The sequence below is a fragment of the Micromonospora sp. NPDC049230 genome (assembly GCF_040647875.1).
In the GTDB taxonomy this organism is placed as follows: domain Bacteria; phylum Actinomycetota; class Actinomycetes; order Mycobacteriales; family Micromonosporaceae; genus Micromonospora.
Map to the genome: position 1 here is coordinate 238152 of NZ_JBEZCZ010000001.1, position 12201 is coordinate 250352.

At 70.8% G+C, this 12201-nt stretch carries 9 protein-coding genes; 3 read left to right on the forward strand and 6 right to left on the reverse strand.

What is annotated here, in order from left to right; translation table 11 throughout:
• Positions 1 to 177: 177 nt before the first annotated feature.
• A complete protein-coding gene (gene glnA, locus AB0A95_RS01165; protein WP_184177273.1) occupies positions 178 to 1602 on the reverse strand; it encodes a type I glutamate--ammonia ligase in 1425 nt (474 codons plus the stop codon).
• Positions 1603 to 1864: 262 nt separating this feature from the next.
• Between glnA and AB0A95_RS01170 the strand changes: the two genes are divergently transcribed.
• A complete protein-coding gene (locus AB0A95_RS01170; protein ID WP_357553563.1) occupies positions 1865 to 2263 on the forward strand; it encodes an RDD family protein in 399 nt (132 codons plus the stop codon).
• A gap of 919 nt (positions 2264 to 3182) precedes the next feature.
• Here AB0A95_RS01170 and AB0A95_RS01175 read toward each other — a convergent pair.
• Both AB0A95_RS01175 and lipA read right to left on the reverse strand, forming a co-directional pair.
• A complete protein-coding gene (locus tag AB0A95_RS01175; protein ID WP_357358122.1) occupies positions 3183 to 3869 on the reverse strand; it encodes a DUF4191 domain-containing protein in 687 nt (228 codons plus the stop codon).
• Positions 3870 to 4079: 210 nt separating this feature from the next.
• On the reverse strand, positions 4080 to 5075 hold the full coding sequence (gene lipA, locus AB0A95_RS01180) for a lipoyl synthase (RefSeq protein WP_357553564.1): 996 nt from the start codon (positions 5073 to 5075) through the stop codon (positions 4080 to 4082).
• Positions 5076 to 5525: 450 nt separating this feature from the next.
• On the opposite strand from lipA, the gene aspS reads away from it, so the two are divergent.
• Positions 5526 to 6812 (forward strand): aspartate--tRNA(Asn) ligase, encoded by a 1287-nt coding sequence (gene aspS / locus AB0A95_RS01185; protein ID WP_357553565.1) that lies wholly within the window; start codon positions 5526 to 5528, stop codon positions 6810 to 6812.
• Between the two features lie 44 nt (positions 6813 to 6856).
• Here aspS and AB0A95_RS01190 read toward each other — a convergent pair whose 3' ends face one another.
• The 3 genes from AB0A95_RS01190 to AB0A95_RS01200 all read right to left on the reverse strand — a co-directional run bounded on the left by AB0A95_RS01190 (position 6857) and on the right by AB0A95_RS01200 (position 10698).
• Complete coding sequence (locus tag AB0A95_RS01190) at positions 6857 to 7963, reverse strand: pyridoxal-phosphate dependent enzyme (protein WP_357553566.1); 1107 nt, start codon at positions 7961 to 7963, stop codon at positions 6857 to 6859.
• A gap of 46 nt (positions 7964 to 8009) precedes the next feature.
• Positions 8010 to 8651, reverse strand: a complete 642-nt coding sequence (gene lipB, locus AB0A95_RS01195) for a lipoyl(octanoyl) transferase LipB (RefSeq protein WP_357553567.1) — start codon at positions 8649 to 8651, stop codon at positions 8010 to 8012.
• A 214-nt stretch (positions 8652 to 8865) separates the two neighbouring features.
• The gene (locus AB0A95_RS01200) at positions 8866 to 10698 is read right to left on the reverse strand and encodes a DUF2079 domain-containing protein (protein WP_357553568.1); all 1833 of its coding nucleotides are present in this window, start codon (positions 10696 to 10698) and stop codon (positions 8866 to 8868) included.
• 225 nt (positions 10699 to 10923) lie between these two features.
• Between AB0A95_RS01200 and AB0A95_RS01205 the strand changes: the two genes are divergently transcribed.
• Positions 10924 to 12159 (forward strand): PHB depolymerase family esterase, encoded by a 1236-nt coding sequence (locus AB0A95_RS01205; RefSeq protein WP_357553569.1) that lies wholly within the window; start codon positions 10924 to 10926, stop codon positions 12157 to 12159.
• Positions 12160 to 12201: the final 42 nt, after the last annotated feature.

Consider the following 12201-nt stretch of genomic DNA (forward strand, 5'->3'; position numbering starts at 1 on the left):
ACGTGTCCGCCATCATCGACCGGACCCGTCTGCTTATTGACGGCGCGCTCGGTCGACACGGAACGGCGGCCATGCCGGCTGTGAGCCGGGCATGACCGCCGTTCGTGAGGTTGTACCCAACCTGTACCCAAGATCAGTAGCGATCCTGTTGGTGCGGGTCAAAGGCCTTGATCAGGCTCAGCAGTCGTAGTACATGGCGAACTCGTGCGGGGTCGGGCGCAGGCGCACCGGGTCGACCTCGTTGGCGCGCTTCCAGTCCACCCAGGTGGAGATCAGGTCCGGGGTGAAGACGCCGCCGTCGAGCAGGTAGTCGTGGTCGGCCTCCAGCGAGTCGAGCACGGCCGGCAGCGAACCCGGCACCTGCTTGACGTCGCCCCACTCCTCCGGCGGGAGGTCGTAGAGGTCCTTGTCGATCGGCGTCGGCGGCTCGATCTTGCTCTTGATGCCGTCCAGGCCGGCCATCATCATGGCCGAGAACGCCAGGTAGACGTTGGCCGACGGGTCCGGAACGCGGAACTCGACGCGCTTGGCCTTCGGGTTGCTGCCGGTCACCGGGATGCGCGTGCAGGCCGACCGGTTGCGCTGCGAGTAGACCAGGTTGACCGGCGCCTCGAAGCCCGGCACCAGGCGACGGTACGAGTTGACCGTCGGGTTGGTGAAGGCCAGCAGCGACGGCGCGTGGTGCAGCAGGCCACCGATGTACCAGCGGGCCATGTCGGACAGACCCGCGTAGCCGGTCTCGTCGTAGAAGAGCGGCTCACCGTTGAGCCAGAGGCTCTGGTGGGTGTGCATGCCCGAGCCGTTGTCACCGAAGAGCGGCTTGGGCATGAAGGTCGCGGTCTTGCCGTTGGCCCAGGCCTCGTTCTTCACGATGTACTTGAAGAGCTGGAGCTGGTCACCGGCGTGCAGCAGGGTGGAGAACCGGTAGTTGATCTCGGACTGGCCGGCGGTGCCCACCTCGTGGTGCGAGCGCTCCACGTTGAAACCGGTGTCGACCAGCCGGCGCACGATCGAGTCACGCAGGTCGGCGTAGTGGTCGACCGGCGGCACCGGGAAGTAACCACCCTTGTAGGCGGTCTTGTAACCACGGTTGCCGCCCGGCTCCTCGCGGCCGGTGTTCCAGGCGCCCTCGATCGAGTCGATGTAGTAGAACGACTGGTGCGCCGAGGTCTCGTGGCGGATCGAGTCGAAGATGTAGAACTCCGCCTCGGCGCCGAAGTAGGCGGTGTCGGCGATGCCGCTCGCCGCCAGGTACGCCTCGGCCTTCTTCGCGACGTTACGCGGGTCGCGGCTGTAGGCCTCGCGCGTGAACGGGTCGTGGATGAAGAAGTTGAGCGCGAGAGTCTTCTGTGCGCGGAACGGGTCGATGAACGCGGTGGCGACGTCCGGGAGCAGGAGCATGTCCGACTCGTGGATCGCCTGGAAACCGCGGATCGACGAACCGTCGAACGCGAGGCCGTCGGTGAAGAGGTCGTCGTTGACGGACTCGACCGGCAGGTTGAAGTGCTGCATCACGCCGGGCAGGTCACAGAAACGAACGTCGACGAACTTCACGTCCTCGTTCTTGAGGTATCGCAGCAGTTCCTCGGGATTGGCGAACACACATCCTCCTGGCACGTCCACGGGGTGGCTAGGCTTCTGGCGACGCTAGGGCCGGGCGGTTGCCCGGCCGTGTCTCCGTTGTTTCTGCCGTGTTACGTCCCTCGCGGAACGTGGGCGACGCCCCGGTCCACGCCTCCGGCCCGCCACGAACGCCGTACCGACTGTGCCAGTGTAATGACATCTGATGCCTTTGGCCCGAATCAGCACACCGTGGCGGCGGCCCCGGCAAGCTCCCGTGCCGACGCGGATACCCTTGACCGCTGTGACCAATCCGCACGCCCCGGCAGCGCCGGCAACCGACCCCAGCTTCACCCCGCCGAGCCTCGGCAAGCGGTTCGGGGCGCTGATCATCGACTGGCTGCTCTGCCTGCTGGTGTCCAACTTCTTCGGCGGGCCCGTTCGGCATCCGTGGCTGCCGGTGCTGGTGTTGGTCCTGGTGTACGGCGTCTTCCTCGGCCTGTTCGCCCAGACGCCGGGCATGTACATCACGAAGATCCGCTGCGTGAGCTGGCGCGACGGCGGCCGGATCGGCGTGCTCCGGGGACTGATCCGTGGCCTGCTGCTGGCCCTCGTCGTCCCCGCCCTGATCATGGACGAGCACCGCCGTGGCCTGCACGACCGACTCGCCGACTCGGTCATCGTCGACGTCCCCCGAGGCTGACCCCCCGGCCCGCCGGCGTCCCGGGGCCCTCCCGCGCCCACGGCCCCTCCGTCCCCGGTCGCCGCCCCGGGCCAGCCTGCCGCTCCGCGATCTTGCACCTACTGTCGCGGCATAAGGGTGATTCCGTGCATTTCGGCGAACGAAAGCGCAAGATCGGCGGGGAAGGTGGGGGGTGGGCATGCCGGCTTAGCCGCCCCGGCCGCCCCCGCCGCCCCGGCCGCCCCCGCCGCCCCCGCCGCCGCCCTGCCGCGCTTGCCCGGCCCCTGCTGCCGCCCCCGCCGCGCCTGCCCGGCCCCTGCTGCCGCCCGGCCCGCCCAGTCCGCCCAGTCCGCCCGCCCGAGATCGTGCTCGAAGCAGGATGTCAACGCCGTTGCGTTAGGTGGAACGGCTGTTCGTCGACCAGCACTGCCTCGCCGATCATGGAGTTGTGGTGGGTAACAAAACGCCCGTAAAGCCCTCAAAGCCGGCACCACAACTCCATGATCGCCAAGCCGGGCCCAACCCGCTCCCCGATCGGGCACTTCCTGTCCGGGTTGACCCGCCGGCTACAGCCCTAACGCAACGGTGTTGACCAGGATGTAGTGGTGTCCCAGCGTCTTGAGGCCACTGGATCCAGGATCGAGCACGATCTTGACCGGCGGCGGGTGCGAAGCCCACGTTCCGGCGGCCCACGGGTCGCATCTGGGCAAGATCCAAGCAACTTCAGGGATGTTGCTGCCTCCGGCGCGTCTGAGGCAGCAACATCCCTGAAGTTGTGAGGATCTTGGTGCGGGGTGCGGGGTGCGGGGTGCGGGGTGCGGGGTGCGGGGTGCGGGGTGCGGGGTGCGGGGTGCGGGGTGCGGGGTGCGGGGTGCGGGGTGCGGACGGCAAAGAGCCGGACCCGCACGGGTCCGGCTCTTTAGGCGTACACCTTGGGGGATCAGCGGCCCCGCGACTGGCGGAAGGCGCCTGGCGGCCGCATGTTCTTCGGGATCGCGCCCTTGGGCATCTGCGGACGGGCGGTGAGCGCCTTGAGTCGCTTGTCCAGCGAGTTGACGTCCTTGCCGGAGAGCGCGCGGGGCAGGCGCAGCAGCGTGGTGCGGAGTTTGCGGATCGGCAGCTCGCCCTCGTCCTGCCCGATCACGTAGTCGTGCAGGGGTGCGGAGCCGATCACCTTCGACAGCCGCCGCTTCTCCTGCCCGAGCAGGCCACGCACCCGCTGCGGGTTGCCCTCGGCCAGCAGGATCACGCCCGGGCGACCGATCACCAGGTGGACCATGTCCATCTGGGTGGTCGAGCTGACCGCGGGGGTCACCCGCCAGTCGCCGCGCATGTTCTCCATGATCTGCGCCGCCGCGCCGGGCTGCCCCTCGGCGGCGTTCATCATCGCCTTGTTGGAGCGCAGGTTGAGCACGATCAGCACCGCGAGCAGGACGAACAGGATGCCGATCGGCAGCCAGATCCAGCTCCAGAGGATGACCGCGACCACGGTGAGGGCGAGCGGGATGAGCACCGCGGCGGCGACCAGCGGCGCGAACCACCGGTCCTGCTTGGCGGTGAACTGGAACACCATCCCGATCTGCTTCAGCCGCTGGCCGAACGAGACCTTCTCCTGGGGCTTTGCCATGCCGCAGAGTCTAGTGGTCGCCGCCCGCCCCGTTGATCCGCGTCCGGGTGCAGGCCGGCTGGGTACCTCGCGTGGCCGCACCCACCCGGATCGGGCCGGTGCGGGCGGGGAAGACGGGGTGGCGCGCGGTGACCCGTTTCGTCCACGACCGGCGACATGGAGAAGCGGCGAGAGGGCTCGCCTCCCGCCGCTTCGACCGATCGTGCGGGGTCAGACGGCAGTGACGACCGGAGTCGCGGCGCGGGCGTCGAGCGCCTGCTTGTAGAGCCGGCCGGCCCGGTACGACGAGCGCACCAGCGGACCGCTCATCACCCCGGCGAAGCCGATCTCCTCGGCTTCCTCGCGCAGCTCCACGAACTCCTCCGGCTTGACCCAGCGGGTCACCGGGTGGTGCCGGGGGGTGGGGCGCAGGTACTGCGTGATGGTGATCAGCTCGCAGCCGGCCTCGTGCAGGTCGCGCAGCGCCTGGGAGATCTCGGCGCGCTCCTCGCCCATGCCCAGGATGAGGTTGCTCTTGGTGACCAGACCGTCGGCGCGGGCCTGCCGGATCACGTCCAGGGAACGGTCGTAGCGGAACGCCGGCCGGATGCGCTTGAAGATGCGCGGCACGGTCTCCACGTTGTGGGCCAGCACCTCGGGGCGGGAGCCGAAGACCTCGGCCAGCTGCTCGGGCACGGCGTTGAAGTCGGGAATGAGCAGCTCGACGCCGCAGCCGGGCTGAAGGGCGTGGATCTGCCGGACGGTCTCGGCGTACAGCCAGGCGCCGCCGTCGGGCAGGTCGTCACGGGCGACGCCGGTGATGGTGGCGTAGCGCAGCCCCATCGCGACCACCGACTCGGCCACGCGGCGCGGCTCGTCGGCGTCGAACTCGGCCGGCTTGCCGGTGTCGATCTGGCAGAAGTCGCAGCGCCGGGTGCATTGGTCGCCACCGATGAGGAAGGTGGCCTCCCGGTCTTCCCAACACTCGTAGATGTTGGGGCAGCCGGCCTCCTGGCAGACGGTGTGCAGCCCCTCGCGCGAGACGAGCCCGCGCAGCTGGGTGTACTCCGGACCCATCTTGGCCTTGACCTTGATCCATGGCGGTTTGCGCTCGATCGGCGTCTCGGCGTTGCGCGCCTCGATGCGCAGCAGACGCCGCCCCTCGGGGGCTGCCGTCGCGGTGCGCGCTGCCTGGCCGGTCGTCGGCGCGGAGTGCTCGATCGTCACGAAAACGAGCCTACGCCGGACGGCAGGTGTCTATGTACGCCACGCGACCGGCGTCACGCTCCAAACGTTGTGACGCCGGACACCGGATAGTCGAAATAGGGCGTCACACGCGTCGGAATCCGGTGCTACGGTGACCGCCAACAGCGACGACGGAGCCGAGTAGCGCACCGACCCGCCAGTGCAGAGAGCCGCCGGTGCTGAGAGGCGGTCTGGCACCGGTGCGCGAAGACCCTCCTGAGCTGCGGGAAGAACGGCACTCCTCACCAGTGCCCAGTAGAGCCCGCCCGGCTGGCCCCGGTCATCAGGCGACGAACGAGGCCCCCGCTCCGGCGGGGGTGAAGGTGTGGTGGCACCGCGAGGATCCCGCTCGCCCACACCTCCCTGGGGCTGATGCGACGCTTTCGCCGCCCCCGGGCGGCGACGGCGTGGCGATCGACCGAGGAGCCCGCCATGCGACGAACCCTGTCCCACCACCTGCCCGCCCAGATCGGCACGACAGTGCGGATCGCCGGCTGGGTGCACCGCCGCCGACTGCTCAAGTCGGTGGCCTTCCTGATCGTGCGGGACGCCGCCGGCCTGGCCCAGGTGGTCGTGACCGACCCGGCCGTCCGCGCCGAGCTGGAGAAACTTCCCGAGGAGACGGTCGTCGAGGTCACCGCGACGGTGACCGCGAACGACACGGCGCCCGCCGGGGTCGAGCTGACCGACCCGGAGGTACGCCCACTCGGGCCGCCCGCAGTGCCGCCACCGTTCGACCTGTACCGGCCGGCGCTCACCGCGAGCCTGCCCACCCAACTCGACAACGCACCGACTGCCCTGCGCCACCCGACCCGGTCGGCCGCGCTGCGGATCTCGGCGGCTGCCGTCGCCGGGTTCCGGGCCGCACTCGACGCCCACGGCTTCGTGGAGATCCACACCCCGAAGGTGGTCAGCTCCTCCACCGAGAGCGGGGCGAACGTGTTCTCGCTGGACTGGTTCGGCGGGCCCGCGTACCTGGCCCAGTCGCCGCAGTTCTACAAGCAGTTGATGGTCGGCGTCTTCGAGCGCGTCTACGAGGTGGGGCCGGTCTTCCGGGCCGAGCCGCACGACACCGTCCGACACCTCGCGCAGTACACGTCGCTCGACGCCGAGTTGGGCTTCGTCGCCGACCACCGGGACGTGATGCGCGTGCTGCGGGACACGGTGGCCGGGATGCTGGGCACCGTGGGCGAGCGGGCCGGCGGGGCCCTGGCAACACTCGGCGTCACACCACCGCGGGTGCCGGCGGAGATCCCGGCGGTGCACTTCACCGAGGCGTTGACCATCGCCGGAGCGCCCGCCGACGAGCCGGACCTCGCGCCCGCCCACGAACGGGCGCTGAGCGAGTGGGCCCGCCGTGAACACGGCTCCGACTTCCTCTTCGTCACCGGCTACCCGATGGCGAAGCGGCCGTTCTACACCCATCCGGACCCGGCGCGGCCCGCGTACTCGAATGGTTTTGACCTGCTCTTTCGTGGTCTGGAGCTGGTCACCGGCGGGCAGCGGCTGCATCGGCACGCCGACTACCTGGCCGCGCTGGCGGCCCGGGGCGAGCCGGTCGAGCCGTACGCCGGTTATCTCGACGCGTTCCGGCACGGCATGCCGCCACACGGCGGCTTCGCCATCGGGCTGGAACGGTTCGTGGCCCGCCTGGTCGGCGCGGCGAACATCCGGGAGGTCACCGCGTTCCCGCGCGACCTGCACCGCCTGACCCCCTAAGTGGACGCACGGGCCGACGTCGTACGACGTCGGCCCGTGCGGCGTCACAGCCCCTTGAACAGGTGGGAGGTGGTGATCAGGACGGTCCGCTCGGCGGATGGGATGACGTCGCGTCGCCGTAGGAGGTCGTAGGCAGCCAACACTGTGCAACTGCTGATCTCCCAGGTGTGTCCGTGTCGGCTCGCCCGCTCGAACCAGCTGGTCGCCACGTCTTCCCGCACCACCACGACGCTGCCCGCACTACGGGTCACCGCGGCCTGGGCCTGCACGGTCGTGCTGTCCCCGGCGATCGAGTGGAGGCTTCCGGCGCTGTCGGGAAAGCGTGTCGCGATGTCCCGGCCGGCGAGCACCTCGGACAACCTGGGGAAGGGTTCGACCAGGTGCAGGCGTGGCAGGGGAGCGCCGGTCAGGGCCGACCACTGGGCGAAGCCGAGGTGGATGCCCCACGCCAGATCGCCACGGCTCGACGGGATCACTACGTGGTCCACCCCGCCGGGTACGTCGGCTGCGATCTCCCAGGCGATGGCCTTGTAGCCCTCGATCCCGAAGCAGCTGCTGCCGATGACGATGTCGGCGACGTTGGAGACGGCCAACGAGTCGTCGCGGTCGGCCGCCTCCTTGACATACCGAATGCGTTCCTCGTCGGTGTCGAAGGTGCGCAGGTCCGCGCCGAGCCTGCGCAGCGGCTCCGCGAGCGATTCGGGCAGCCAGGTGAAGCCGGCGACCACGGCCCGGAGGCCGGCGGCGGCGGCGAAGGCGGCTGTGGCCAGCCCGGCGTTACCTGACGATCCGACGACGACGCGCTCGTAGCCCGAGGCCTTCGCGTGGGTCACCGCCATCGCCGCGAACCGGTCCTTGTGGGATCCGGTCGGATTCGCCGCCTCGTTCTTGACGAGGACCCCGTCGAGCCAGCGCAGCGGGAACAGCGGTGTGCGCCCCTGGCCCAGATCCGGAACCACCGGGTACGGCACCAGCTGGTCCTGGCGTACCGCCTCGGCGGGGTAACGGCAGAACAGGTTCGAGCCGCGGCCGGCGGCCTCGCAGGAGGGGCACCCGAGCGAGTAGTCGCCGACCGGATGTCGGGTGCCGCATCTGATGCATTCGAGGGCCGTGACGGCGGTGCCGGTCGGCGGTCGTACCGCGTCCGTCACGTCTTGTCCCCGGTGCGCTGGTGCGTTTCGTCGGCCGATGCCGCGGTCAGACCTCGACGAGGGTGGAGAGTCGGCGCTCGACCACCGGGAGCACGTCGGCGACGGTGATCGGGCGGCCCAGCTCGGCGGTGAGCGAGGTGACGCCGGCATCCCGGATGCCGCACGGCACGATCCGGTCGAACGAGGTCAGGTCGCAGTCGCAGTTGATCGAGAAGCCGTGCAGGGTGACGCCCCGGGCGACCCGGATGCCGATGGCGGCCACCTTGCGGGCCGGCCCCCTGTCGTCCTCGGGCACCCAGACGCCGCTGCGCCCCTCGACCCGGCCGGCGGTCAGCCCGAACTCGGCGCACACGCCCATGAGCAGCTCTTCGGTGCGGCGGACGTACGCGACAACGTCCACCGGGTCGGGCAGCCGCAGGATCGGGTAACCGACGAGCTGCCCCGGCCCGTGCCAGGTGATCTTGCCGCCGCGGTCCACGTCGACGACCGGAGTGCCATCCGTGGGCCGGTCCCACGGCTCGGTGCGCTTGCCCGCGGTGTAGACGCTCGGGTGCTCCAGCAGCAGCACGGTGTCGCCACGCTCGCCAGCGACAACCGCCTCGTGCAGGCGCCGCTGCTCGTCCCAGGCGGCCTGGTAGTCGAGCAGGCCGGCGCGGACGGCCGTCAGGCCGGGAGTCGTCGTCGTCACGGCGTCCAGCCTAGTCCCGATGTCGGCGATCGTCCCTGGTGAGCCGCCTCACCGGCGGCTAGGCCGCACGGACTCGGGCCCTCGGCGTCGGGCGGCGACGACGCGGGCGGCGGACGACGGCTCCGGTTGGTGGGCGTGGCATTGCGGGCCGGCGGCATTTGCGGGCCGGCGGCGGGACGCTCGGGCGCAAGCCAGTCCGGCGTTCCCGGCACGGCTACCGCTGCGCCGCCGGGATGCGCCAGAGCCAGACGTCGTCGACCCGCTGCGGTTCGCCGAACAGGGCGGTGCCGGTGCGAAGCAGCGCCTCCTCGTCGACCTCGAACTTCGCGCCGTGCACCTGGTCGGCGAGCACCACCGTCTCGATCCGCCAGTGCCGCAGGTCCGACTGGACCTCCCGGATCGTTCCGTCGGTGACGATCGGCACCAGCCCGGTCCGGCCGGCCTGGTCCATCAACGCGCTCAGGGTGCGGGGCACCGGGCCGATCCGGCCGCGCCCGTCCGGCCCGCCGGGGCCGAGGAAGAAGCCGCCGGGGATCTCGAACTCGCCCTGCCGGTGCGACAGCGCGTACGCCTGCCAGCGTTGACCGTCCGGGTAGATGTCCACTGTCAACGGCACCGGGGTGAGCACCCCGTCCGGTGAGACGTAGCCCCGCCAGGTGCCCGAGGTGATGAACCGGGGAATGGGTTCCCGCTCGTCGGTCAACAGCGGGGTGGGCAGCAGCGGCACCAGGGCCACCGCGAACCCGATCAGCCAGGCCAACTCCGTGGAGCGGTGCCGCGGTGGGGCGGCGCGCAGGTGGTCCACCGCGTACGCCAGCAGCAGCCCGATCACCGGCGCCACCACCAGCGCCAGCCGGGCCGGCAGCGCGGCGTTCACCACCGGCAGTTGCCCGAGCAGGTCGAACGGCATGGGCAGGTCGGTGCGTCGCCCGTCGACCTTGGCGACCGGCCCGAAGGAGAGCACCGCGAAGATCAGCGCGAGGACGCCCAGCGCCCAGAGGGTGGCCCGGCGGCCGGCGTCGGCCCACCGCCAGAGCGCGACGAAGCAGACCACTGTGAGCACCAGCAGCGGCACGCCGAAGAACGAGTTCTCCTCGGTCGGGTTCGGGGCCAGCGAGGTGCCTAGCCCCGCCTCGCCGGCCAGCGAACGCCGTGGGAAGGCGGCGAACGCGGCGATGTCCTCGGAGTGGATCACCGGGTCGAAGCCGGTGCCGTGGAACCGTTGCGGTCCGGCGAAGTGCAGCCACAGCGGGTACGACAGCAGCGCGCCGGCCACCACCGCGGTCACCCCGAGCCCGCGCAGGAAGGTCGGCAGCGCGGCGCGGGCCTCGGCCCGGTTGACCGGGTGCAGCGCCCAGACGGCGACGAACACCCCGAGCGCCAGGGCGGTGAAGAAGAGCCCCTCGGCGGCGATCGAGAAGGCCACCGCGACGAGCACGCCGAGGAGCACCCCGTCGCGCAGCCAGGGCCCGGGGCGGCGCAGCGCGAACAGGCGCCAGATCAGCAGCGGCACCAGCCAACCGGCGGTCCAGTTCAGGTGGGCGTTGGCATGCGAGACCATGCCGGGGGAGTAGGCGATGAACAGGCCGCCCACCCCGGCGGCCAGCCGACTGCGGACCAGGTGCCGGGAGAGCAGCCAGTACCAGGCCAGTGCCGTGGCGAGCAGGTTCAGGGTGAGGATCACCAGGAACGTGGCCGGCGGCCCGATCAGGTACGTGAGCGGGGCGAAGACCACCGCGTACACCGTGATCGAGGTGTTGACCGCGAGGTTCACGCCGTCCGGGACGTTGATCAGGTAGGTGAAGAGCGGGTTGTCCCCGTGGGTGACCGCGTGCCCGCCGAAGGCCAACAGCCACTCGAAGAGCGCCTGGTCGCTGGAGTTGACGGTGATGGTGCGAACGTTCGGGTCCCGCCACAGCCCGCTCGTCACCCAGACGGCGAGCACGAGCGACACCAGCACGACGATCAGGTCGGCCCGGCGGTCCCGGACGGCGCGCGGCGGTGACGCGGGTGCGGGCCCGGTGGCCAGCGACGGGGAGGACGGCACGCAGCGGACGTTACCAACCGGACCTGGACAGGCCGGTCAGACCTGCAAGGAGGGGACCGTTGTTGTCGCGTGAGGCTGGGGAGGACTCGCGTCGACGGTTTCGCGTACACCTCGGCGGCCGTGAATGTGTGAGCGCGCCCCATGTCAGGGCGGCGACACATCGTCGTAACGTCACGGCAATTCGACAGTGACCCAGTTCACAGTTCGCCGCCTCAGGAGGCCGCCGTGCGCCGCTCCTCGTCCATCCTCACCCGGCTGATCGGCGCGGGCGTCGGGCTCGTCCTCGCCGCAGCCGGCGCGGTCGCCATCGCCGCACCCGCCCAGGCCGCCACCCTCACCCAGGTCACCGGGTTCGGCTCCAACCCGGGCAACCTCGCCATGTACGCCTACCGGCCGGACAACCTGCCGGCCAACTCCCCGGCCGTGGTGCTGCTGCACGGCTGCACGCAGACCGCCGCCGGTTACTTCGCCGGCTCGGGTTGGCAGAAGTACGCCGACCAGTGGAAGTTCTCCCTGATCGTCGCCCAGCAGCCGGCCGGCAACAACGCCAACTCCTGCTTCAACTTCTTCGAGGCCGGCGACACCGCCCGGGGCCAGGGCGAGGCGCTGTCCATCAAGCAGATGGTCGACCACGCCAAGGCGAACTTCGGGGTGGACGGCTTCCGGGTCTTCGTCAGCGGGCTGTCCGCGGGCGGGGCGATGAGCGCGGTCATGCTCGCCACCTACCCGGACGTCTTCGCCGCCGGATCGATCGTCGCGGGCATCCCGTACCGCTGCGCCACCAGCATGGTCAACGCCTTCAGCTGCATGAACCCGGGCGCGGACAAGACCCCCGCCGCCTGGGGCGACCTGGTCCGGGGCGCGTACCCCGGCTACGCCGGCCCACGGCCCCGCGTGGCCATCTGGCACGGCACCTCGGACCCGACGGTCGCCCCGCTCAACGGCACCGAGTCCCGCGACCAGTGGACCAACGTGCGCGGCATCTCGCAGGCCCCGACCAGCACCTCGTCCCTGCCCGCCAACACCAGCCTGGAGGTGTACGGCAACGACGAGGTGCGCCTCTACCGGGTCTCCGGCATGGGCCACGGCACTCCGGTCGACCCGGGTTCCGGGGCCGACCAGTGCGGCACCGCCGGGGCGTACTTCCTCGACACCATCTGCTCGACGTACCGCGACGCGCTCTTCTTCGGCCTGGACGGCGGCGGCACCACCCCGACCCCCACCCCGACGGTGACCCCCACCCCGACCCCGACGGTGACCTCCACGCCGACCCCGACCCCGACGACGCCGGCGACCTGCGTGACGGCCAGCAACTACGCGCACGTGGCGGCGGGCCGGGCCTACCAGTCCGGCGGCTACGCCTACGCCAACGGCTCCAACCAGCGCATGGGCCTGTACAACACCTTCTACACCAGCACCCTCAAACAAACCGCCCCCAACCACTGGGTGATCGGCTGCTAACCCCCTGCTCCCTACCCCCACCTCCCCACCCCCCGCCCCTGT